23 protein-coding genes are annotated in these 23,425 nt (G+C 70.5%); 20 read left to right on the top strand and 3 right to left on the bottom strand.

The window, feature by feature from the left end; all coding sequences use genetic code 11:
* Window positions 1-3 precede the first annotated feature (3 nt).
* A complete protein-coding gene (locus ACIQUT_RS13585) occupies window positions 4-915 on the top strand; it encodes a tRNA (adenine-N1)-methyltransferase (protein ID WP_403562643.1) in 912 nt (303 codons plus the stop codon).
* A 195-nt stretch (window positions 916-1,110) separates the two neighbouring features.
* On the top strand, window positions 1,111-1,731 hold the full coding sequence (locus ACIQUT_RS13590; protein ID WP_403562645.1) for a hypothetical protein: 621 nt from the start codon (window positions 1,111-1,113) through the stop codon (window positions 1,729-1,731).
* A 4-nt stretch (window positions 1,732-1,735) separates the two neighbouring features.
* Here the strand turns inward: ACIQUT_RS13590 and ACIQUT_RS13595 are convergent, their stop codons facing one another.
* Window positions 1,736-2,065, bottom strand: coding sequence for a ferredoxin (locus ACIQUT_RS13595; protein ID WP_403562647.1), 330 nt, complete (start codon window positions 2,063-2,065; stop codon window positions 1,736-1,738).
* A gap of 266 nt (window positions 2,066-2,331) precedes the next feature.
* Between ACIQUT_RS13595 and arc the strand changes: the two genes are divergently transcribed.
* From arc to prcA, 6 genes are all read left to right on the top strand, one after another.
* Window positions 2,332-4,098 (top strand): proteasome ATPase, encoded by a 1,767-nt coding sequence (gene arc / locus ACIQUT_RS13600; RefSeq protein WP_403562649.1) that lies wholly within the window; start codon window positions 2,332-2,334, stop codon window positions 4,096-4,098.
* A 254-nt stretch (window positions 4,099-4,352) separates the two neighbouring features.
* Window positions 4,353-5,864: a depupylase/deamidase Dop gene (gene dop, locus ACIQUT_RS13605; protein WP_403562651.1), complete on the top strand. Its 1,512-nt coding sequence runs from the start codon at window positions 4,353-4,355 to the stop codon at window positions 5,862-5,864.
* Window positions 5,865-6,050: 186 nt separating this feature from the next.
* On the top strand, window positions 6,051-6,263 hold the full coding sequence (locus tag ACIQUT_RS13610) for a ubiquitin-like protein Pup (protein WP_042803062.1): 213 nt from the start codon (window positions 6,051-6,053) through the stop codon (window positions 6,261-6,263).
* Between the two features lie 70 nt (window positions 6,264-6,333).
* Window positions 6,334-6,909, top strand: coding sequence for an endonuclease VII domain-containing protein (locus ACIQUT_RS13615; RefSeq protein ID WP_403563157.1), 576 nt, complete (start codon window positions 6,334-6,336; stop codon window positions 6,907-6,909).
* Complete coding sequence (gene prcB / locus ACIQUT_RS13620) at window positions 6,861-7,700, top strand: proteasome subunit beta (RefSeq protein WP_403562653.1); 840 nt, start codon at window positions 6,861-6,863, stop codon at window positions 7,698-7,700. Before ACIQUT_RS13615 ends, prcB begins: the two co-directional genes overlap by 49 nt.
* A gap of 46 nt (window positions 7,701-7,746) precedes the next feature.
* Window positions 7,747-8,511: a proteasome subunit alpha gene (gene prcA / locus ACIQUT_RS13625; RefSeq protein WP_403562655.1), complete on the top strand. Its 765-nt coding sequence runs from the start codon at window positions 7,747-7,749 to the stop codon at window positions 8,509-8,511.
* A 107-nt stretch (window positions 8,512-8,618) separates the two neighbouring features.
* Here the strand turns inward: prcA and ACIQUT_RS13630 are convergent, their stop codons facing one another.
* Window positions 8,619-9,626: a LacI family DNA-binding transcriptional regulator gene (locus ACIQUT_RS13630; protein ID WP_403562657.1), complete on the bottom strand. Its 1,008-nt coding sequence runs from the start codon at window positions 9,624-9,626 to the stop codon at window positions 8,619-8,621.
* Window positions 9,627-9,760: 134 nt separating this feature from the next.
* On the opposite strand from ACIQUT_RS13630, the gene ACIQUT_RS13635 reads away from it, so the two are divergent.
* The 12 genes from ACIQUT_RS13635 (at window position 9,761) to ACIQUT_RS13690 (ending at window position 22,118) form a co-directional block, all read left to right on the top strand.
* A complete protein-coding gene (locus tag ACIQUT_RS13635) occupies window positions 9,761-11,011 on the top strand; it encodes an MFS transporter (protein WP_403562659.1) in 1,251 nt (416 codons plus the stop codon).
* A 58-nt stretch (window positions 11,012-11,069) separates the two neighbouring features.
* Window positions 11,070-12,431 (top strand): Pup--protein ligase, encoded by a 1,362-nt coding sequence (gene pafA / locus ACIQUT_RS13640; RefSeq protein ID WP_403562661.1) that lies wholly within the window; start codon window positions 11,070-11,072, stop codon window positions 12,429-12,431.
* A gap of 101 nt (window positions 12,432-12,532) precedes the next feature.
* Entirely contained in the window at window positions 12,533-13,471 is a 939-nt protein-coding gene (locus ACIQUT_RS13645) for an FKBP-type peptidyl-prolyl cis-trans isomerase (protein WP_403562663.1), read from the top strand.
* A gap of 67 nt (window positions 13,472-13,538) precedes the next feature.
* Entirely contained in the window at window positions 13,539-13,919 is a 381-nt protein-coding gene (locus ACIQUT_RS13650; RefSeq protein ID WP_403562665.1) for an FKBP-type peptidyl-prolyl cis-trans isomerase, read from the top strand.
* A 129-nt stretch (window positions 13,920-14,048) separates the two neighbouring features.
* Entirely contained in the window at window positions 14,049-15,008 is a 960-nt protein-coding gene (locus tag ACIQUT_RS13655) for a helix-turn-helix transcriptional regulator (RefSeq protein WP_403562667.1), read from the top strand.
* Window positions 15,009-15,165: 157 nt separating this feature from the next.
* On the top strand, window positions 15,166-16,134 hold the full coding sequence (locus ACIQUT_RS13660) for a helix-turn-helix transcriptional regulator (protein WP_403562669.1): 969 nt from the start codon (window positions 15,166-15,168) through the stop codon (window positions 16,132-16,134).
* 108 nt (window positions 16,135-16,242) lie between these two features.
* Window positions 16,243-16,515, top strand: a complete 273-nt coding sequence (locus ACIQUT_RS13665) for a hypothetical protein (protein ID WP_403562671.1) — start codon at window positions 16,243-16,245, stop codon at window positions 16,513-16,515.
* A gap of 26 nt (window positions 16,516-16,541) precedes the next feature.
* The gene (locus tag ACIQUT_RS13670; protein WP_403562673.1) at window positions 16,542-16,745 is read left to right on the top strand and encodes a hypothetical protein; all 204 of its coding nucleotides are present in this window, start codon (window positions 16,542-16,544) and stop codon (window positions 16,743-16,745) included.
* 196 nt (window positions 16,746-16,941) lie between these two features.
* The gene (tatA, locus tag ACIQUT_RS13675) at window positions 16,942-17,226 is read left to right on the top strand and encodes a Sec-independent protein translocase subunit TatA (protein ID WP_403562675.1); all 285 of its coding nucleotides are present in this window, start codon (window positions 16,942-16,944) and stop codon (window positions 17,224-17,226) included.
* Between the two features lie 79 nt (window positions 17,227-17,305).
* Entirely contained in the window at window positions 17,306-18,274 is a 969-nt protein-coding gene (tatC, locus tag ACIQUT_RS13680; RefSeq protein ID WP_403562677.1) for a twin-arginine translocase subunit TatC, read from the top strand.
* A 17-nt stretch (window positions 18,275-18,291) separates the two neighbouring features.
* Complete coding sequence (locus ACIQUT_RS13685; protein ID WP_403562679.1) at window positions 18,292-19,179, top strand: diacylglycerol kinase; 888 nt, start codon at window positions 18,292-18,294, stop codon at window positions 19,177-19,179.
* Between the two features lie 89 nt (window positions 19,180-19,268).
* A complete protein-coding gene (locus ACIQUT_RS13690) occupies window positions 19,269-22,118 on the top strand; it encodes a DEAD/DEAH box helicase (protein ID WP_403562681.1) in 2,850 nt (949 codons plus the stop codon).
* Between the two features lie 316 nt (window positions 22,119-22,434).
* Here the strand turns inward: ACIQUT_RS13690 and ACIQUT_RS13695 are convergent, their stop codons facing one another.
* Window positions 22,435-23,403 (bottom strand): pseudouridine synthase, encoded by a 969-nt coding sequence (locus ACIQUT_RS13695; protein ID WP_403562683.1) that lies wholly within the window; start codon window positions 23,401-23,403, stop codon window positions 22,435-22,437.
* Window positions 23,404-23,425: the final 22 nt, after the last annotated feature.

Raw genomic sequence — 23,425 nt, forward strand, 5'->3', positions numbered from 1 at the left:
CACATGTCCGAACCGACCGGTGCCGCCCGCCGTCGCGGGCCCTTCAAGGTCGGGGACCAGGTCCAGCTCACCGACCCCAAGGGACGCCACTACACGTTCACGCTCGAAGCCGGGAAGAACTTCCACACCCACAAGGGTTCCTTCCCCCACGACGAGCTGATCGGCGCTCCCGAGGGCAGTGTTGTCCGAACCACGGGGAACGTCGCGTACCTCGCGCTGCGCCCCCTGCTCCCCGACTACGTCCTGTCCATGCCCCGCGGCGCCGCCGTGGTCTACCCCAAGGACGCAGGCCAGATCCTGGCCTTCGCCGACATCTTCCCCGGCGCACGCGTCGTGGAAGCCGGGGTGGGCTCCGGCTCCCTCAGCAGTTTCCTGCTGCGCGCCATCGGCGACCAGGGCATGCTCCACAGCTACGAGCGCCGCGCGGACTTCGCCCAGATCGCCCGGGAGAACGTCGAACGCTACTTCGGCGGCCCGCACCCCGCGTGGCAGCTGACCGTCGGCGACCTCCAGGACAACCTGTCCGACACCGACGTCGACCGCGTCATCCTCGACATGCTCGCCCCCTGGGAATGCCTGGAAGCCGTCTCCAAGGCCCTCGTCCCCGGCGGCATCCTGTGCTGCTACGTGGCCACCACCACCCAGCTGTCCAAGACCGTCGAGTCCATCCGCGAGATCGGCTGCTTCGCCGAACCGCAGCCCTGGGAATCGATGATCCGCAACTGGCACGTCGAAGGCCTCGCCGTCCGACCCGACCACCGGATGATCGGACACACCGGCTTCCTCGTCACCGCCCGCCGCCTCGCGGACGGCGTCGAACCCCCCATGCGCCGCCGCCGCCCCGCCAAGGGCGCCTACGGCGAGGACTACGAAGGCCCCGGAGCCCAGACCGGAAACTCCGGCGACCGCGGCTGACCACAGCCCCCCTCCCCCGCACAACACACAGGCGCTGCGGTGCAGTTCCCCCGCCAAACGCGGGAACTGCACCGCAGCGCCTTCACGTTGTCCGGGCGTACCCGCCCGAAGACCACGGACCCACCCGTTCCACCCCCGTGTGAGGTGTGACACGATGCTGGCTCGCCGTCACCGCCCGCACAGGAGACACCCCGCGTGCCGCACCGCACCGCCACGCCGGCCCCCGCCCCGGACACCGCTGCCCCGGACACCCCCGCCCACAGCAGCACCAGGCCCCTCCACTGGCTCGCCACCGCCTGCGCCACGGCCGCCGTCATAGCCGGGGCGGGATTTCTCCAACCCGAGGCCACCGCCGCCGGCCCCGCCACCCCCGAACCCGCCAACCGACCCACCGCACCACAGGCAGCCGCCCCGGACCCCGCCGCCGTCACCTGGCCCCTCGACTGCAAAGGCGCCCCCACGACCGTCACCGCCACCGCCCAGGGCGACCTCGACGGCGACCGCCGCCCCGAGACCGTCGCAGCCGTCCGCTGCGACGCCGGATCCGGCACCCCGCCCCACGCCCTCTACGTCCTCACCCAGGACACCGCCAAAGGCACCCCGCCCCGGATCGTCGCCACCCTCCTCGACACCGCACGCCGCCAGACCGCCACCGACCTCACGATCCGTGACGGCACCATCACCGCACAGCTCCTCGGCTACTCCTCACCCGACGTCCCCCGCTACAACCCCGACGTCAAGCAGCTCGCCAAGTGGCGCTGGAGCGGCGGAAAATTCCGCCAGGAGCTGACGCAGACATCAGCCCGGAGTGTTTGAACCGTCACTCCGCGTCCGGACCGAAGACCTCCACCCCGTCCGAAACGCGCCTCACGTGGATGCAGTCACCCGGGCAGTCCTTCACCGAATCCACCACATCCTGAAGCAACGGCAACGGAACCGGAGTGGTCGCCCCCACCTCCACCAGCAACTCGTCCTCAGGACTCTTCACGTACGCCAGACCATCGATGTCCAGCTCGAACACCTCCGGCGCGTACTGCACACAGATCCCGTCACCGGTGCACAGGTCCTGATCGATCCAGACCTCCAGCGGCTCCCCGGCCCGCCCCGCGCCATCGGCGCCCCCGCCGGTTGCCTCCTGCTGCACGGTCATATCTCCCGCCGTTTCCTGCCCTCAGTGATCCGTTTCCCGCCATGTGCCGGCGGCAAGTCGCGTCCAGGCTGGCGGGTGTTGAACCCCTCGACCTTACAACCGGCTGCTTTCCGATGTTGAAGGGTGGGTATTCCCCTGGCGTGAGGGAGTACGCAAGGGTGAAGATCGGACACACCTCTACCGTCTTTGTGATCTAGGGGTTTCAATCACCACCAGCCCAGGTAGGGTCAGGAAGCGTCCAGCTCCCCTTGGAGGAGGTGAGGACCGTGGCAGCCCACGACGACGACATCAACCGCGGCATCCGGCCGGGGCGGGGGTCTGAGGACCCCGCCGGCCAGGTTGCCTATCTCGAGCAGGAAATCGCCGTCCTGCGACGTAAGCTCGCCGACTCTCCGCGACACACGAGGATTCTCGAGGAACGGATCGTCGAGCTCCAGACAAACCTGGCCGGCGTCTCCGCACAAAACGAACGACTCGCAAATACGCTCCGTGAGGCACGCGACCAGATCGTCGCACTCAAGGAGGAAGTCGACCGGCTCGCACAGCCGCCGGCCGGATTCGGTGTCTTCCTGCAGGCGAACGACGACGACACCGTCGACATCTTCACCGGCGGCCGCAAGCTCCGCGTGAACGTCAGCCCCAGCGTCGACCCGGACGACCTCCGGCGCGGCCAGGAAGTCATGCTCAACGAGGCCCTCAACGTGGTCGAGGCCATGGAATTCGAGCGGGCCGGGGACATCGTCACCCTCAAGGAAATCCTCGAGGACGGCGAGCGCGCCCTGGTCATCGGGCACACCGACGAGGAACGGGTGGTCAGGCTCGCCGAGCCGCTGCTGGACGCCACCATCCGCCCCGGCGACGCCCTCCTGCTCGAACCCCGCTCCGGCTACGTCTACGAAGTCGTCCCCAAGAGCGAGGTCGAAGAACTCGTCCTCGAAGAGGTCCCGGACATCGACTACGACAAGATCGGCGGCCTGGGCGACCAGATCGAGCTGATCCGCGACGCCGTCGAGCTCCCCTACCTCTACCCGGACCTCTTCAAGGAACACGAACTGCGCCCGCCCAAGGGCATCCTGCTCTACGGCCCCCCCGGCTGCGGCAAGACGCTCATCGCCAAGGCCGTCGCCAACTCCCTTGCCAAGAAGGTCGCCGAGGTCACCGGCCAGCCCGCCGGAAAGTCCTACTTCCTCAACATCAAGGGCCCCGAACTCCTCAACAAGTACGTCGGCGAAACCGAGCGCCACATCCGCCTCGTCTTCCAGCGCGCCCGCGAGAAGGCCGGCGAAGGCACCCCCGTCATCGTCTTCTTCGACGAGATGGAATCCCTCTTCCGCACCCGCGGATCCGGAGTCAGCTCGGACGTCGAGAACACCATCGTCCCCCAGCTCCTCGCCGAGATCGACGGCGTGGAAGGCCTGGAGAACGTCATCGTCATCGGCGCCTCCAACCGCGAGGACATGATCGACCCGGCCATCCTGCGCCCCGGCCGCCTCGACGTGAAGATCAAGATCGAACGCCCGGACGCCGAAGCCGCCAGGGACATCTTCGCCAAGTACCTCAAGGCCTCCCTGCCCCTGCACTCCGACGACCTCGCCGAACACCAGGGCTCGCCCGAGGTCGCCGTCCACAGCATGATCCAGACCGTCGTCGAGCAGATGTACGCCGAAACCGAGGAAAACCGCTTCCTCGAGGTCACCTACGCCAACGGCGACAAGGAAGTCCTCTACTTCAAGGACTTCAACTCCGGCGCAATGATCCAGAACATCGTCGACCGGGCCAAGAAGATGGCCATCAAGGCCTTCCTCGAACACAACCAGAAGGGCCTGCGCGTCTCCCACCTCCTCCAGGCCTGCGTGGACGAGTTCAAGGAGAACGAAGACCTGCCCAACACCACCAACCCCGACGACTGGGCCCGCATCTCCGGAAAGAAGGGCGAACGGATCGTCTTCATCCGCACCCTCGTCACCGGAAAGCAGGGCGCAGACACCGGACGCTCCATCGACACGGTGGCAAACACCGGCCAGTACCTCTGACCCGAGGGCGGCTGCGGGTGCCCCACCGGGCACCCGCAGCCGACTGCTTTACCGACAGCATCACCGACCGCTTTTCAGCCGTGACGGGGCGCAGCCAAGGACGGAAACGATCTCCCCACCGGCGTGGAGTGGTTCTAGGCTCATCCGTACCGACGCATCCGCAGTGCGGGGTCGGGCACCGCACACGCACCGGACCACCAGCGGTACTTGAGCGCCGCTCCCGAACGGGGGCGCCGCCGGGCAAGGAGGGCCGCATGACCGTACGGCGAGTAATGGGGATCGAGACGGAGTACGGGATCTCCGTCCCCGGTCACCCGAACGCCAATGCCATGCTCACCTCGTCCCAGATCGTCAACGCCTACGCGGCGGCGATGCACCGGGCGCGACGCGCCCGCTGGGACTTCGAGGAGGAGAACCCGCTGCGGGACGCCCGCGGCTTCGACCTCGCCCGCGAGGCCGCCGACAGCAGCCAGCTCACCGACGAGGACATCGGCCTGGCCAACGTCATCCTGACCAACGGCGCACGACTCTACGTCGACCACGCCCACCCCGAATACAGCTCCCCGGAAGTCACCAACCCGCTCGACGCCGTCCTCTGGGACAAGGCCGGCGAACGGATCATGGCCGAGGCCGCCGTACGCGCCGCCCAGCTCCCCGGCGCCCAGCCGATCCAGCTCTACAAGAACAACACCGACAACAAGGGCGCCTCCTACGGCACGCACGAGAACTACCTGATGAAGCGGGAAACCCCCTTCTCGGAGATCGTGCGCCACCTCACCCCCTTCTTCGTCTGCCGCCAGGTGATCACCGGCGCCGGCCGCGTCGGCATCGGCCAGGACGGCCGCGAACACGGCTTCCAGATCAGCCAGCGCGCGGACTACTTCGAGGTCGAGGTCGGCCTGGAGACCACCCTCAAGCGGCCCATCATCAACACCCGCGACGAACCCCACTCGGACGCAGAGAAATACCGCCGCCTCCACGTGATCATCGGCGACGCCAACCTCTCCGAGATCTCCACCTACCTCAAACTCGGCACCACCGCCCTCGTCCTCTCCATGATCGAGGACGGCTTCATCACCGTCGACCTCGCCGTCGACCAGCCCGTACGCACCCTCCACCAGGTCTCCCACGACCCCGACCTGCGCCACCTGATCACGCTGCGCAGCGGCCGCACCCTGACCGCCGTGCAACTGCAGATGGAGTACTTCGAGCTGGCGCGGAAGTACGTGGAAGAGCGGTTCGGGGCCGACGCGGACGAGCAGACCAAGGACGTGCTGTCCCGCTGGGAGGACGTCCTGGGGCGGCTGGAGAGCGACCCGATGAGCCTCGCGGGCGAGCTGGACTGGATCGCCAAGCGGCAGATCCTGGAGGGCTACCGGCGGCGCGACGGGCTCGGCTGGGACGCCGCCCGGCTCCACCTCGTCGACCTCCAGTACGCGGACGTACGCCCCGACAAGGGCCTGTACAACCGCCTGGTGGCCCGCGGCAAGATGCAGCGGCTGGTGGAGGAGCCGGCCGTGGAGACGGCCGCCGCGAAGCCGCCGGAGGACACCCGGGCCTACTTCCGGGGCCGGTGCCTGGAGCAGTACGCCGACGACGTCGCCGCGGCCTCCTGGGACTCGGTGATCTTCGACCTGCCGGGCCGCGACTCCCTCCAGCGCGTCCCGACGCTGGAACCCCTGCGGGGTACCCGCAAGCACGTCAAGGAGCTCCTGGACCGCTGCCGGACGGCGGAGGACCTGGTGCGGGTGCTCAGCGGGAATTGAACCGGGCCGGAGAGGGGGCCTGAAAGCCGCCTCTCCCGGGAATCATGGGAACACCCGGACGTTGTCAAAGTACGGGGACGAAAGCCCGGACCTCCTTGTAGGGTCCGGCATAGGGTCTGATCTTGAGGGATCCCGATCCCGGGGTCCCTCGTCACGAGCGTGCGAACCGAGCGGGGTGAGGTAGACATGGCGACCAAGGACACCGGCGGCGGACAGCAGAAGGCCACTCGCTCGACCGAGGAGGTCGAGGAGCAGGCCGCGGAAGCGCAGTCCGACCTCAAGGAGCGGCAGGAAAAGCTCTCCGACGACGTCGACTCCGTCCTGGACGAAATCGATGATGTCTTGGAGGAGAACGCCGAGGATTTCGTGAGGTCGTTCGTCCAAAAGGGTGGTCAGTGAGGGCTGCTGTCGGTAATTGACCTTCGAATTGAAGGTGCGGGGGGCTGTGGCCAACAACGTGCCGGAAGGCATGAAGCGCTGCTCTCGGTGCAAGCGCGTACAACCTCACGAGGCATTCGCGAGTAACCGATCGATGAGAGACGGCTTCCAGGCGTATTGCCGAGAGTGCCAGGCTGAGCACTACAAGGCGCGTCAGGAAGCCGCGGGGCGGACGGTGCGGGTCAAGATCCCTGTGCCGTCCGGCCACAAGCGGTGCCCTGACTGCGGAGAGGTCAAGCCCCATTCCGAGTGGGAGCTGAACCGGACGAGCTCCGACGGATGGGCCAGCTACTGCAAAGAGTGCCGGGCGCAGCGAAATCGGACGAGCTACTTCAAGCGCAAGTACGGCATCACCGAAGCCGAACGCGACGAGATGATCACTGCTCAGGGCGGTGTCTGCGTGATCTGCCGGATAGGTCCGGCGGAGCATGTGGATCACGATCATGAGACAGGTAAAGTCCGAGGCGTACTGTGTTTCAGCTGCAACGCAGCCCTGGGGCAGTTCAAGGATCGGCCGGACGTCATGAGGCGTGCAGCCGCTTACGTGGAAGGAAACCTGTGGAACCCAACACTCGTGGCACAGGGCGTCTACCGGCAGCCTTCCTGACGCCGGGGTCGTCGTCCTTCATGGACTTCCTGGCGGATCACCAGCCGGAACTGCTGCCGGGCAACCGGAAGCTGCCGGAGGGGATCGTCGAGGCGCCGCACGGCACGACCATCGTGGCCGCCACCTTCCCCGGCGGGGTCGTCCTCGCCGGTGACCGGCGCGCGACGATGGGCAACATGATCGCGCAGCGGGACATCGAGAAGGTGTTCCCGGCGGACGAGTACTCCGCGGTCGGCATCGCCGGCACCGCCGGCCTGGCCGTGGAGATGGTCAAGCTGTTCCAGCTGGAGCTGGAGCACTTCGAGAAGGTGGAGGGGACGACCCTCTCCCTGGAGGGCAAGGCGAACCGCCTGTCCACCATGATCCGGAGCAATCTAGGGATGGCCATGCAGGGGCTCGCCGTGGTGCCGCTGTTCGCGGGCTACGACGAGGCCAAGGAGAAGGGCCGGATCTTCTCCTACGACGTGACCGGCGGCCGCTCCGAGGAGCACGGGTACGCGGCCACGGGTTCGGGTTCGATCTTCGCCCGCGGGTCGATGAAGAAGCTGTACCGTCCGGACCTGACGGAGGAGCAGGCCACCACGCTGGTCGTCCAGGCGCTGTACGACGCGGCCGACGACGACTCGGCGACGGGCGGCCCGGACCTCTACCGCAACATCTATCCGATCGTCACCGTCATCACCGACGAGGGCTTCCGGCGGCTGACCGAGGAGGAGTCCCAGGGCGTCGCCCGCAAGGTCACCGACCGCCGCCTCCAGGAGCCGGACGGCCCGCGCGCCGCCCTGCTCTGATCCGTAACAGCCCCTCAGGAGCCCAGAAGAAAGGGACGGTCAGCCGGTGTCGACTCCGTTCTACGTCTCCCCGCAGCAGGCGATGGCCGACCGGGCGGAATACGCCCGCAAGGGCATCGCCCGCGGTCGCAGCCTCGTGGTGCTGCAGTATGCCGACGGCATCGTGTTCGTCGGCGAGAACCCGTCCCGTGCGCTGCACAAGTTCAGCGAGATCTACGACCGGATCGGCTTCGCGGCCGCCGGCAAGTACAACGAGTACGAGAACCTGCGGATCGGTGGTGTGCGGTACGCGGATCTGCGTGGGTACACCTATGACCGCGATGACGTGACGGCCCGTGGGCTGGCGAACGTGTACGCGCAGACGCTGGGCACGATCTTCTCCAGTGCCGGCGAGAAGCCGTACGAGGTGGAGCTGGTCGTGGCCGAGGTGGGCACGACGGCCGCGGGCGACCAGATCTACCGGCTGCCGCACGACGGGTCGATCGTGGACGAGCACGGTTCGGTCGCGGTCGGCGGGAACGCCGAGCAGATCAGCAGCTTCCTGGATCAGCGGCACCGGGAGGGGATGACCCTGTCGGAGGCGTTGAAGCTGGCGGTGCAGGCGCTGTCCAGCCAGGCGAACGGTGCGGACAAGACCATTCCGGCGGAGCGGCTGGAGGTTGCGGTGCTGGACCGGACGCGGTCGCAGCAGCGGAAGTTCAAGCGGATCCGGGGCCGGCAGCTGGCGCGGCTGCTGGAGGCGGATGTTCCGGCGGCGGCTCAGGCCGACGCGGTGTCGAACGACGAGGCTCCGGAGGACGACGCCGAGTAGGTTCTGCGCGCCGGTTCGTGGGCCCGTGTCCTCCGCCCCGGTCTGCCTCTTCGGAGGCGGCCGGGGCGGTTCGGCGTTTCGGGCCCGGTGCGTCAGGGCCGGGTGTGTCAGGGCCGGGTGGTCGGCGGGGGCGGTGCCGTGGAGGCGCGGACGACGAGGTTGACGGGGATGTCGGGGGCGGTCCATTCGGTGCCGTCGAGGACGGCGAGGAGGGCGGCCATGCCCTGTTCCCCGACGCGTTCGGCGGGCAGGTGGACGGTGGTGAGTTCGGGTTCGACGGCGGTGGCGAGGGCCAGGTCGTCGATGCCGGTGACGGAGAGGTCGTCGGGGACGCGCAGGCCGAGGCGGCGGGCGGCTTTGCAGGCGCCGACGGCGAGGATGTCGTCGTCGCAGATGACGGCGGTGGGCCGGTCGGCGGGGTCGGCGAGGGCGGCTTCCATGGTGGTGCGGGCTTCGGTGACGTCGAGGGGGGCCCGTACGGTGCGCAGCTCGGTGTGGGGGCCGAGGTGGCGGGTGAGGGCCTCTGCGCGGTTGGCGAAGGTCCAGGTGTCGACGTCGGCGGCGAAGTGGAGGAAGCGGCGGTGGCCGAGGGTGAGGAGGTGTTCGGTGATCTGGCGCATGCCGTCGGCCATGGCGAGGTTGACGTGGGCTGCGGCGCGGCCGGAGCCGGGGGCGCTGTCGAGCATGACGAGGGGGAGGCCGTCGCCGCCGATGGCGTCGAGGGTGTGGGCGGCCATGGAGGAGGCGATGACGCCGTCGAGGGCGGCGCGGGCGGAGGCGAAGGGGTCGCGGGCGGGGCCGGTGCCGTCGGGGGAGGGGTAGAGGACGACGCCGAAGCCGTGGGCGGCGGCGACGCGGGCGGCTCCGGTGTAGACGCGGGCGAAGAATTCGTTGGTGAGGGCGGGGACGACGAGGAGGGCGGTGCGGGTGCTGCCGAGGCGGAGGTTGCGGGCGGCGAGGTTGGGGCGGTAGCCGAGGTCGGTGGCGGTGGTGCGGACGAGGTCGGCGGTGCGTTGGGAGACGCGGCCGCGCCATTTGTCGCCGAGGACGAGGGAGACGGTGGCCTGGGAGACCCCGGCGGCGGTGGCGACGTCCCGGCTGGTGGGTCTCGTCACACGGGTCTCCTGTAAGGCGAGGTCGGAGGGGTGGGGCCGGTTGTTCGGCTGGACCCTCGGGCTGTGGCCATGGTACGTATGACCCGCCTAGTTATACGTATTACCCCGGCAGGTCCGGGCAGAAGGGGGCGGAGATGGCCGCGGGATACGCGGAGCTGCTCAGGACCAGGCATGCGGCGCGGCTGCTGGCGGGCACGCTCGTCGGACGGCTGCCGAATGCCACGGCCGCGATCGCGATCGTGCTGTTCGTGCGGGCCGAGGGCGGCAGCTACAGCCTCGCGGGTGCGCTCGCCGCCGTGTACGGCGTGGCCAATGCCGTGGGCCAGCCGCTGCTGGGCCGTGCGGTCGACCTGTACGGCCAGCCCCGGGTGCAGCTGCCGTCGGCGGTGGTGGCCGCGCTGGGCATGGTGTGGCTGGCGATGGCGGGTACCGGTTCGGCGGCGGTGGCGTACGCCGCGATGGTGGTGGCGGGGTTCTTCTCGCCGCCGCTGGAGGGCGGGCTGCGGGCGCTGTGGCCCGGTGTGCTCGGTGGCCGGGAGGACCGGGTGCACGCCGCGTACGCGTTGGACGCCGTGGCGCAGGAGATCATGTACACGGTCGGTCCGCTGATCGTGACGGTGTCGGTCGCGCTGTGGAGCCCGGCCGGGGCCTTGCTGGTGATCAACGCCCTGGGTGTGCTCGGTGCGCTGTCCGTGGTGCTGTCCGAGCCTTCCCGTACCTGGCGGTCGGAGCCGCGTGAGGCGCACTGGCTGGGTGCGCTGCGTTCGTCGGGGCTGCGGGCGCTGCTGGGTGCGTTCTTCTTCGTGGGGATGGCGCTCGGTTCGATCACGGTGGCGGCGATCGCGTATTCCGACCGCAATGGCGGTCAGGTGGTCTACGGGTGGTTGATGGCGGCGCTGGGTCTGGGTGCGCTGGTCGGTGGTGTGGTGTACGGGGCGCGGCAGTGGAGCGGGGCGCCGGAGCGGCGGCTGCGGCTGCTGGTGGCGCTGCTGGCGGTGGGCTATCTGCCGCTGCTGCTGACGCCCGGGCCGGTGGCCATGACGGCGCTGACGGCGCTTGCGGGGGTGTTCCTGGCGCCGACGATCGCGTGTGCGTTCATCGTGGTGGACCGGCATGCTCCGGTGGGTACGGTGACGGAGGCGTTCTCCTGGCTGGTGACGTTCTTCGGTGTGGGTGCGGCGGCGGGTACGGCGGTGGCGGGTCCGGCGGTGGAACTGGGCGGTGCGGTGACCGGGTTCGGTGTGGCGTGTGCGGCCGGTGTGGCGGCTCTGGTGGTGCTGACGGCCACTCAGCGGATCCTTGCTGCTCCCGGGCGGTCCCGGACCGTGACGGGGTCTGCGGCGGGTGCTGTGGAGGCGGCGGAGGCGCCGCTCGTGGGGAACTGATCGAAACGGCGTTCCCGAAGCCGGTTTCAGACGAGGGCCAAAGGCGTAATGTTCAGTCATGGACCGCCGCATTTTCGGGCTGGAGAACGAGTACGGCGTCACGTGCACGTTCAGGGGACAGCGCCGACTGTCTCCTGACGAAGTGGCGCGCTACCTCTTCCGCCGTGTCGTGTCATGGGGCCGCAGCAGCAATGTGTTCCTGCGGAACGGGGCCCGCCTGTACCTGGACGTGGGATCGCATCCGGAATATGCAACTCCCGAATGTGACAACGTGACGGAGCTCGTCACCCACGACAAGGCCGGCGAGCGCATTCTCGAAGGTCTTCTGGTCGATGCCGAACGTCGCCTGCACGAGGAGGGAATCGCGGGCGACGTCTACCTCTTCAAGAACAACACCGACTCGGCGGGAAACTCGTACGGCTGCCACGAGAACTATCTGGTGGCGCGGCACGGGGAATTCTCCCGTCTGGCGGACATCCTCATTCCGTTCCTCGTCACGCGGCAGCTGATCTGCGGGGCGGGCAAGGTGCTGCAGACGCCGCGGGGTGCCGTGTACTGCGTGAGTCAGCGGGCGGAGCACATCTGGGAGGGTGTCAGCTCCGCGACGACGCGTTCGCGGCCGATCATCAACACGCGGGACGAGCCGCATGCGGATGCGGAGCGGTACCGGCGGCTGCATGTGATCGTCGGTGACTCGAACATGTCGGAGACGACGATGCTGCTGAAGGTCGGGGCCACCGACCTGGTGCTGCGGATGATCGAGGCGGGGACGGTGATGCGGGACCTGACGCTGGAGAACCCGATCCGGGCGATCCGCGAGGTCAGTCACGACACGACGGGTCAGCGCAAGGTGCGTCTGGCGAGTGGGCGTGAGGCGTCGGCGCTGGAGATCCAGCGGGAGTACTTCGAGAAGGCGGTGGACTTCGCCGAGCGCCGGGGGATCCGGTCGGGCACGGTGGAGCAGGTGCTGGAGCTGTGGGGCCGGACGCTGGACGCGGTCGAGGCGCAGGATCTGGACCGGATCGCGACGGAGATCGACTGGGTCATGAAGTACCAGCTGATCGAGCGGTACCGGGCAAAGCACGGCATGACCATGTCGAATCCGCGGGTGGCTCAGATAGACCTCGCGTATCACGACATCCACCGTCGGCGCGGGTTGTACTACCTGCTGGAGCGGAAGGGGCAGGCGGCGAGGATCTGCAACGATCTGAAGATCTTCGAGGGGAAGTCGGTGCCTCCGCAGACGACGCGGGCGCGGTTGCGGGGTGACTTCATCCGGCGTGCGCAGGAGCAGCGGCGGGACTTCACGGTCGACTGGGTGCATCTGAAGCTGAACGACCAGGCGCAGCGGACGGTGCTGTGCAAGGACCCGTTCCGTGCGGTGGATGACCGGGTGGAGAAGCTGATCGCCGGCATGTGACATCGCACTGATTGTGGCCAGGGCCCCGTACGGATCTCCTACGGGGCCCTGGCACGCCTTAGAGTGGCGACGACCGTTGCCGTCTGAGATCTGAGGAACACGTGCGCCGACTTGCCGGCCTGCTGGTCGTACCCGCTCTGCTGCTGTCCACGGCAGCCTGTGGCGACAGCGGCTCCGACTCCGCCGACATGAAGAACGGGGTGCCCGCGATCACCGGGGGTGCCAAGTTCGGAGAGACCCCGAAGCTGTCCAAGGGCGAGGGCGACCCGCCGAAGGAGCTGAAGGTGGAGACCGTCAGCGAGGGCTCCGGCCCGGCGCTGAAGAAGGGCGATGTCGCCCAGGTCAACTATCTCGGCCAGGTCTGGGACGGCAAGGAGCCGTTCGACCAGAGCTTCGGCAAGGGCAAGCCGTTCGAGGTGACGATCGGTGCCGGCATGGTCATCAAGGGCTGGGACCAGGGCCTGGAGGGCAAGAAGGTCGGCAGCCGCCTGGAGCTGGTGATCCCGCCGGACCTGGGCTACGGGGACAAGGGTTCCGGCGACAAGATCAAGCCGAATGCGACGCTGGTCTTCGTCGTGGACATCGTCAAGGGCACGAGCGTGCCGGCCTCCGCCACGGGCAAGGAGGTCCCGCAGGAGGACAAGGCCCTGGCCAAGACCGGTACCAACACGGACGGCAAGGAAGTCTCCCTGACGATCCCGAAGGACGGCGAGCCGCCGGCCAAGCTGGTGTCGAACTACGTGCTGGAGGGTGACGGCCCGGCCGTCAAGGACACCGACAGCGTCGTCGTGAAGTTCCACGGCAAGACGTGGAAGGACGACAAGACCTTCGAGAGCACGTACGCCCTCGACCAGACGGTGACCTGGCCGATCGACCAGATTTCGGTCAAGGGCCTCAAGGAGGGCCTGGTCGGCAAGAAGGTCGGCAGCCGCATCCTGCTGGTGATCCCGCCGGACCAGGGCTTCGGAGCCGAGGCCCGGGGCACGATTCCGGCGAACTCGACGCTGGTGTTCAGCCTCGACATCCTCGCGGTGATGTAAGACTGTCCCGGTTGTCCCCCCGGCCACCGTCGGGGAGACCCGTACGTTTTTTCTGAGGAGCAGTTCCGTGAGCGACAGGCTCGAGAAGCCCGAGATCGACTTCCCCGAGGGCCCGGCCCCGAAGGACCTCGAGATCAAGGACCTCTGGGAGGGCGACGGCCCGGTGGCCCAGGCCGGCCAGAAGGTCTCCGTCCACTACGTCGGCGTGGCCTTCTCCACCGGCGAGGAGTTCGACGCCTCCTGGAACCGCGGCGCCCCGCTCTCCTTCGTCCTGGGCATCGGCCAGGTCATCCAGGGCTGGGACCAGGGTGTCCAGGGCATGAAGGTCGGCGGCCGCCGCAAGCTGACCATCCCCGCCCACCTCGCCTACGGCGACCACAGCCCGACCCCGGCCATCAAGCCGGGCGAGACGCTGATCTTCGTCTGCGACCTGATGGGCGTCGGCTGAACCGGCCGCCCCTGAGGGTGTGAAGGGCCCCCGCCGTGCGGCGGGGGCCCTCGCTTTTGCCCGGGAGCGCCGGGGCGGTACGGTCAACGGTCACGGACATGCACTGGGAAGAAGGGCGGAAGGGCGTCGATGGCGATTGCCAAGGCCGAGCGGCTGATGAATCTGGCGCTGTGCCTGCTGGGGACCCGCCGGCCGTTGAGCAAGCGCGAGCTGCGCGGCTCCATCGAGGCGTACATGGAAGCGGGCAACGACGAGTCCTTCAACCGCATGTTCGAGCGGGACAAGGACGATCTGCGGGAGCTCGGCCTCGTCATCGAGACGGTGGAGAACCTGGAGGGCGAGACCGGCTACCTCGCCCGCCGCGACAGCAACCGGCTGCCGCCCGTCTCCCTGGACGCGGAGGAGGCCGCCGCCCTGGGCCTGGCGGCCAAGGTGTGGCAGCAGGCCCGCCTCGCCGGGGCGGCCAGCGGCGCCCTGCAGAAGCTGCGGGCCGGCGGCATGCCGGAGGCGGAGGACCCGTACGGGGGCCAGCACAGTGCGATCGAGCCGCGCATCCCGGTCCACGAGGCGGCGTTCGAGCCGCTGATGCTGGCCTGCCGCGACCGCCGGCCGGTGGTCTTCGACTACCGCAAGTCCACCGCGGCCCGGCCGGAGACCCGGCACGTGGAGCCCTGGGCGCTGGAGTGCTGGCGCGGCCACTGGTACCTGGCCGGCCACGACCGCGACCGCGGGGCGGAGCGCGTGTTCCGGCTCTCCCGGATCACCGGCAAGGTCCGCTCCCGGGCCGGCACGTACACCGCCGAGGTCCCGGACGTGGTCACCGTGCGGGAGACCGTGGCGGGCTGGGCCGGGGAGAGCGCGGACCGCACCGCCGTGATCCGGCTGCGGGCCGGCGCCGGCTACCCGCTGCGGGCGAAGGCCACCGCCGCGCGCGAGGGCGTCGCGGAGGGCTGGGACGAGCTGGAGATCCCGTACGGGCACGGGCTGGACGCCTGGCTCGTGGAGTTCGGTCCCGACGTCGTGGTGGTGGAGCCCGCCGGCCTGCGGGCGGACGTGGTGGACCGGCTGCGCGCCGTCGCCGCGGGCTGAGGCCGCCCGGGCCGCAGGGAGGCGGCCCGCCGCGCGGGCGCGGGCCGGATCCGCGCCCGCACCGGCCGCACACCGCACCCGTACCCGATCCGTCCGCCGCACCATCCGCACACCGCACCCGTACGCACGCTGCGCCCTGAGGGGGAGACCTACCAGCATGGCCGCCAACGCCATCGACCAGACCCGCCGGATGCTGTCCCTGGTGACCTATCTGCGCGAGCGCCCCGGGGCGCACGTCGCCGACGTCGCCCGCGCCTTCGGGATCACCGAGGACGAGCTGATCTCGGACCTCGACGTGCTGCCGATGTGCGGCACCAGCTTCCGGGGCGGCGACCTGCTCGACATCGACACCGACGGCGAGCGCATCTGGTGGCACAACGCCGACGCGTCGGGGGAGTCCACCGCCGAGCCGCTGCGCCTGGCCGCCGACGAGGCCACCGCCCTGCTGGTGGCGGCCCGTGCCGTGGCCACCCTGCCCGGGCTGCGCGAGAGCGACCGGGACGCCCTGCTGCGGGCCACCGCCAAGCTGGAGGCGGCCGCCGGGGAGGCCGCCGGGGCCAGCTCCCGGCTGTCGGTGACCTTCGAGGCGGAGGGCGGGGTCTTCGCCGACGTCGACCGGGCCATCGCCGAGCGCCGCCGCCTGTGGCTGCGCTACTACTCGCCCGCCCGCGACGAGCTCACCGAGCGCACCGTCGACCCGATCCGGCTGTTCGCGGTGGGGCACACGTACATGGAGGGGTGGTGCCACCTCTCCGAGGCGCGGCGCACCTTCCGCCTCGACCGGGTGGCCGAGATCCGGCTGCTCGACGAGCGTTCCGAGCCGCCGGCCATCGAGCCGCGCGACCTGTCCGTGGGGCTGGTCCAGCCGGCCGCCGAGGACCCGCAGGTCGTCGTCGAGGTGGGGCCGGCCGGCCGCTGGGTGGCCGAGTACTACCCGCACGACAGTGCCGAGGAACTCTCCGACGGCGGTCTGCGGATCACGCTGCGCAGCCCGGACCCGGGCTCGCTGCGCCGTCTCGCGCTGCGGCTGGGCCGCGACGGGCGGATCGTGTCGCCGCCGGAGCTGGCGGCCAGCGCACGGCGGGCGGCCCGCGAGGCGCTGGCCGGGTACGGGGAACAGGGCTGAGCCCGTAGGCACCGGGGCCCGGCTCGCGGGCACGGGGGCCCGGTCCGCGGGCAGGGGCCGCACCGCAGGGAAGACGAACGGCTGAGGGGAGCGCCGACGATGTCGCGAATGTCCGGTCCGCGGGGCGGGCAGGCCGCCGCAGGGCCGCCGGGACGGCCCGCCGCGGCGGGGCCGGTCTCCTTCAAGGCCGCCTGTCCCGACTGCCGGGCCCGCTTCGAGCTGGACGCGGCCGCCCTGCGGCTGGTGATCGGCGGCAGCCGGCGCACCACCTTCTACTCGTTCACCTGTCCCGAGTGCGCCGCGGCCGTCCGCAAGCCGGCCGGCGAGCGGATCGTGGAACTGCTGACCGGCGGCGGCGTGAGCACCCTGCGCAGCGTCTGACGGCACCGGTGGCCTAGGCTCGTGCCATGCTGTGGCCGATGCTCGCAATCGCCCTGGGGTTCCTCGGGCTCACCGTCCTCGCCGTCCTGGCACTGCGCGTCTTCGCGGAGGTGCGGCGGCTGTCCGGCCAGGTCGCGCACGCCAGCCGCCGCATCGCGGACGCCTCCGGGGACCTGGAGCGCGCGGCCGGGGACCTGGCCCGCGCGGGCCGGGAAACCGTGGGCCGTTGAGGCGGGCGCGCCGGCAGACATATGGAAAGTGCGGGGCGCGCCCCGTACCGTCTGAACCCGGCCGCGCGCAAGGCGGGGTACCCCCGGGGATTGCCGGTCGTTAACCCCCGGGGGTTACGATCCTTGGAGCGGTCCGAGGATCACGTCCTGTGCCGTTGCCACCACAACCAGCCGTTCCGGTGAGAAGGAAGAACACATGATCGGCAATCTGAAGCCCCTCGAGATCCTTCTGATCATCGCGGTCATCGTGCTCCTGTTCGGTGCGAAGAAGCTCCCCGAGATGGCCCGCTCCCTCGGCAAGTCGGCCCGTATCCTCAAGAGCGAGGCCAAGGCCATGAAGAGCGAGGGCGCCGCGGAGGACGCCGCGCGCACCGCCGACCAGGCCCAGCCGCAGGCTGCCCCGCGCACCATCAAGGCCGCCCCCGGCGACGTGACCAGCTCCCGGCCGGTCGGCGAGCCGAACCACACCGCCCAGGGCTGAGCCGCCGGTCACGACCGCGGTCCGCCGTGGTCGCGATCACGGCTGCGCCGGTCATCTGCAACGAGACAAGGAACGTGGGTTGCTCAAGTCTGCCCGCAAGCAGGGGAAGCAGGGCCAGCGGCAGGAGAAGGACGCCGAAGGGCGGATGCCTCTTGTCGAGCACCTGCGTGAGCTGAGGAACCGGCTGCTGAAGTCGGTGCTGGCGATCCTCGTGATCACCGTGGTGGCGGCCTTCTACTACAAGGACGTCATCGACTTCATGCTGAAGCCGATGCTGGACTCCGTCGGCTGCACCGACGGGGTGGTCTCGCAGCGCAACGGCCGGCCCTGCGCCGACATGACCGTGAACGGCCTCATCGCACCGTTCTCGATCGCCCTCAAGGTCTCGCTCACCGCCGGCGTGGTCCTCTCCGCCCCGGTCTGGCTGTACCACATCTGGGCCTTCGTCGCGCCCGGCCTGCACAATCACGAGAAGAAGTACGCGATGGGGTTCGTCGCGATCGGCGCGCCCCTCTTCGGCGCGGGCGCGGTGCTCGCCTACCGGCTGCTGCCGAAGACCGCCACGATCCTGCTCGACTTCACCCCCGAGCACGCGCGCAACCTGCTCCCGGTCGACGACTACCTCGACCTGGTCACGCGCATGGTCGTCGTCTTCGGCCTCGCCTTCGAGCTGCCGCTGCTGCTGATCCTGCTCAACTTCACCGGGGTCGTCACCGCGAAGCGGCTCGCCGGCTGGTGGCGCGGCATGGTCCTCGGCATCACGGTCTTCGCCGCGTTCGCCACCCCCACCGGTGACCCGCTGACGATGCTGTCGCTGGCCGCCCCGATCGTCGCCCTGTACTTCATCGCCCTCGGGATCTGCCTGGTCAACGACCGCAGGCGGCGCCGCAACAACCCCGACGCGCTGCTCTCCGACGACGAGGCCGCCGAGGTCGACCTCACGCCCGCCCCGGTCGGCGCGGTGGAGACGGTCGCGGCCCCGGTGCCGCTGCCCGAGCAGACCGACGGCGGACGCGGGAAGATCAACGGTTACGACGACGCCACCTGACAGGTACATTCCGTGCGGTGAGCGCTGAGATCACCCTCTTCGTCAATCCCGCCGCAGGACGCGGCAGGGGCGCGCACGCCGCGCAGCCGGCCGCGTCCGCGCTCCGGGACGCAGGCTTCCGCGTCCGCACCGTCGTCGGCACGGACGCCGGGGACGCCCTGGCCCGGCTGCGTGCGGCCGTCCGCGAGGGAACCGGGGCGGTGGTCGCCGTCGGCGGCGACGGCGTGGTCTCCCTGGCCCTGCAGGCCCTGGCCGGGACCCTGGTCCCGCTCGGGGTGGTCGCGGTGGGCACCGGCAACGACTTCGCCCGCGCCCTCGGCCTGCCCGTGCGGGAGCCCGCCCGGGCGGGCCTGCTGGCCGCCGAGGCCCTCAAGGAGAGCCGGATCCGCGAGATCGACCTCGGGCGGGTGGCCGGGACCTGGTACGGGACCGTGCTCTGCTCCGGCTTCGACTCGCGGGTCAACGACCGCGGCAACCGGATGCGGCTGCCCGCGGGCCGCTTCAAGTACGACCTGGCGATGATCGCGGAACTGGCCGCCTTCCGGCCCTTCCCGTACCGGATCACCCTCGACGACGGCCCCGCGATCGAGACCGAGGCCACCCTGGTCGCCGTCGGGAACGGGTCCTCGTACGGGGGCGGCATGCGGATCTGCGCCGACGCCGTCCCCGACGACGGGCTCTTCGACATCGTCGTCGTCGGCGACTGCAGCCGGGCCACCCTCCTGAAGGTGTTCCCGCAGGTCTACAAGGGGACCCACCTCGGCCACCCCAAGGTCACCGTCCACCGGGCCGCGAAGGTCACGCTGGAGGCCGCGGGCCTGACCGCCTACGCCGACGGCGAGCGGGTCGGGCCGCTGCCGGTGACCGCCGAGTGCGTCCCGGCCGCCGTACGGATCCTCGGCTAGCGGCGGCCGGGGTCCGGCTCCGCACCGGCCCGGACCGGTCATAAAGGTCGCGACTGTTGTCAGAGGCGGCGGGTAGGCTCGACAGCAAGATGACCGAAGAACTCTCACCCGCCGAGCGCTACGCCGCTGCCCGGATCCGCGCCGCCGAGGAGGCCACCGCCCTGGCCCCCTTCCGCGAGCTGTACGACTTCGACCTGGACGCGTACCAGGTCGACGCCTGCAAGGCACTGGAGGCCGGCAAGGGCGTGCTGGTCGCCGCCCCGACCGGCTCGGGCAAGACCATCGTCGGCGAGTTCGCCGTGCACCTGGCCCTGCGGCAGGGGCGCAAGTGCTTCTACACGACGCCGATCAAGGCCCTGTCGAACCAGAAGTACGCCGACCTCGTCAAGCGCTACGGCGCCGACCGCGTCGGCCTGCTGACCGGCGACAACAGCGTCAACTCCGAGGCGCCCGTGGTCGTCATGACCACCGAGGTGCTCCGCAACATGCTGTACGCGGGCTCGCAGTCGCTGCTGGGCCTCGGCTACGTCGTGATGGACGAGGTGCACTACCTCTCCGACCGGTTCCGCGGAGCCGTCTGGGAGGAAGTGATCATCCACCTCCCCGAGTCGGTGACGCTGGTGTCCCTGTCGGCCACCGTGTCCAACGCCGAGGAGTTCGGCGACTGGCTCGACACCGTCCGCGGCGACACCGAGGTGATCGTCTCGGAGGAGCGGCCCGTCCCGCTGTGGCAGCACGTCATGGCCGGCCGCCGGATCCACGACCTCTTCGAGGAGGAGACCGACCACGGCGGCCGCGGCTCCGCCCGCCGCGAGGTCAACCCCGACCTGCTGCGCATGGCCCGCGAGGAGAACAGCCGCACCTACAACCCCAAGGACCGGCGGCGCGGCAAGATGATCCGCGAGGCCGACCGCGAACGCGAGCGGCGCTCCCGCAACCGGATCTGGACCCCGGGCCGCCCCGAGGTGATCGGCCGCCTCGACAACGACGGGCTGCTGCCCGCCATCAACTTCATCTTCAGCCGGGCCGGCTGCGAGGCCGCCGTCCAGCAGTGCCTGTACGCGGGCCTGCGGCTGAACGACGAGTCGGCGCGCGTGCGGGTCCGCGAGATCGTCGAGGAGCGGACCGCGTCCATCCCGGCCGAGGACCTGCACGTCCTCGGCTACTACGAGTGGCTCGAAGGCCTGGAGCGGGGCATCGCCGCGCACCACGCCGGCATGCTGCCCACGTTCAAGGAGGTCGTGGAGGAGCTCTTCGTCCGCGGCCTGGTCAAGGCCGTCTTCGCCACCGAGACCCTGGCGCTCGGCATCAACATGCCCGCGCGCACGGTGATCCTGGAGAAGCTGGTCAAGTGGAACGGCGAGCAGCACGCCGACATCACCCCCGGCGAGTACACCCAGCTCACCGGCCGGGCCGGCCGCCGCGGCATCGACGTCGAGGGCCACGCCGTGGTGCTGTGGCAGCGCGGCATGGACCCGGCGGCGCTCGCGGGTCTCGCCGGTACGCGCACGTATCCGCTGCGCTCCAGCTTCAAGCCCTCGTACAACATGGCGGTCAACCTGGTGCAGCAGTTCGGGCGGCACCGGTCGCGCGAACTGCTGGAGACCTCCTTCGCGCAGTTCCAGGCCGACCGCTCCGTCGTCGGGATCTCCCGCCAGGTCCAGCGCAACGAGGAGGGCCTCGACGGCTACCGCGAGGGCATGACCTGCCACCTGGGGAACTTCGAGGAGTACGCGCAGCTGCGCCGCGACCTGAAGGACCGCGAGACGGACCTGGCCAAGCAGGGCGCGGCCCAGCGCCGGGCCCAGGCCGCCGTCTCCCTGGAGCGGCTCAAGCCGGGCGACATCATCCACGTGCCCACCGGCAAGTTCGCCGGGCTCGCCCTCGTCCTCGACCCGGGCGTGCCCGCCGGGCGGGTCAACGGACACCGCGGCCAGGAGTACGCCGAGGGGCCGCGCCCGCTCGTCCTCACCGCCGAGCGGCAGGTCAAGCGGCTCGCGGCGATCGACTTCCCGGTGCCGGTGGAGGCCATCGACCGGATGCGGATCCCGCGCAGCTTCAACGCCCGCTCCCCGCAGTCCCGCCGCGACCTCGCCTCCCAACTGCGGGCCAAGGCCGGGCACATCACCCCCGAGCGGAGCCGGCGCGGGCGGGCCGCCGCGGCCGACGACCGGCAGATCACCCGGCTGCGCGCCGAGCTGCGGGCGCACCCCTGCCACGGCTGCGACGAGCGCGAGGACCACGCCCGCTGGGCGGAGCGCTACCACCGGCTCAAGCGGGACACCCAGGCGCTGGAGCGGCGCATCGAGGGCCGGACCAACACCATCGCCCGCACCTTCGACCGCATCCACCGGCTCCTGACCGAGCTGGACTACCTGCGCGAGGACGAGGTCACCGAGCACGGCAAGCGGCTCGCCCGGCTCTACGGCGAGCTCGACCTGCTGGCCTCCGAGTGCCTGCGCGACGGGGTCTGGGAGGGCCTGAACCCGGCCGAGCTGGCCGCATGCGTCTCCGCGCTGGTCTTCGAGGCGCGGCAGTCCGACGACGCGGTCCCGCCGAAGGTGCCCGGCGGTGCGGCGAAGGCGGCGCTCGGCGAGATGGTCCGCATCTGGGGCCGGCTCGACGCGCTGGAGGAGGAGCACCGCATCAACCAGGCGGAGGGCGTGGGCCAGCGCGAGCCCGACCTCGGCTTCGCCTGGGCCGCGTACGAGTGGGCCTCCGGCAAGGGCCTGGACGAGGTGCTGCGCGAGGCCGAGATGCCGGCCGGCGACTTCGTACGCTGGTGCAAGCAGGTCATCGACGTGCTCGGGCAGATCGCCGCGGCGGCGCCGCCGTCCGGCGGGGCAGACGGGAGCGGCGGGAGCACCGTGGCGCGCAACGCCCGCAAGGCGGTCGACGCCCTCCTGCGGGGCGTGGTGGCGTACAGCTCGGTCGGCTAGCCCCTTTCCGGGGCTTCCTCCGGAGAGGCGCCCGTAAGGTCGGATCGGCTCGATCGTGTGATGGCGGGGTCCCGGTTCACCCGGTTCCGCCGGACGGGCGGTGAACTGCGGGGCGTCCACCGGGTGTTGCTCGGTGCCACCCCGGTCGGTGTCGAACCGGCCGGGGACCGGGCCGCGTTGGCGCTCCGCAACGACCTGGTGTTCGGGCCGATCGAGGGCGTCGCCGATCGAGGGCGTCATGGTGATCCACCGCCACGATCCCGCCCGGGCCGGGTCCGGTACGTGACCGACCGGGCCGGATCGTGCTCGGCGGCTCCTACGCGGCCGGGGGTCCGGCCTCCCAGGCGGCGCGGTCCCTCCAGGCGAGCAGCTCCAGGCCGGACTCGAAGCGGTGCGCCAGGCCGGTCACCGGGTCGGTGAACGCCAGGGTGCGGGCGAGGAGTTGCAGGGGCCGCCGGAAGTCGTCCGGGGCCGGGTCGGTGACCTCCGGGTACACCGGGTCGCCGAGGATCGGCAGGCCGAGGCCGTTCATGTGGACCCGCAGCTGGTGGGTGCGGCCGGTGTGCGGGACCAGCCGGTAGCGGCCCAGGCCGCCCGCAGTGTCGAGGAGTTCCAGCGAGGTCTCCGCGTTCGGTTCGCCGCCCGGGACCTCGCTCGCGCCGATGATCCCGCGGACCTTCTCTATCCGGCTGCGGACGGTGCGGGGCAGCTCGACCGCCGGGTCGTGGACGGCGAGGGCCTCGTACTCCTTGCCCACCCGCCGCTCCTGGAACAGGCCCTGGTAGGCGCCGCGGTCCTCGGGGCGGATGCTGAACATCACCAGGCCGGCGGTGAGCCGGTCCAGGCGGTGGGCCGGGCTCAGCTCGGGCAGGTCCAGCTCGCTGCGCAGCCGGGCCAGGGCGGTCTGCACGATGTGGCTGCCGCGCGGGGTGGTCGCCAGGAAGTGCGGCTTGTCCACCACCAGCAGGTGGGCGTCCCGGTAGACCACGCGGATCGGGAACGGGACGTCCGGCTCGGGGTCCATGTCCCGGTGGAACCACAGGTACGCGCCCGGCTCGTACGGGTCGTCGGCGCGCAGCACCCGCCCGCCGGGGCCGAGGATCCGGCCGTCGCGCAGCAGGCGGGCCATGGACTCGGCGCCGCGGGTGCCGGCGTAGCGCTCGGTGAGGTAGCTGCCGAGGTCGGGCCACCTGCCGTCCCGGACGGTGGGCAGCCGCAGCCGGACCGGGTCGATGCCGTCGACCTGGGGGAGCGGGGCGGGGGGTATGCGGGTTCTGCTTCTCATCGGCTCCAGGCTAGGGCAGGGC

Source organism: Streptomyces sp. NPDC090445 (assembly GCF_044769385.1).
Lineage (GTDB): Bacteria > Actinomycetota > Actinomycetes > Streptomycetales > Streptomycetaceae > Streptomyces.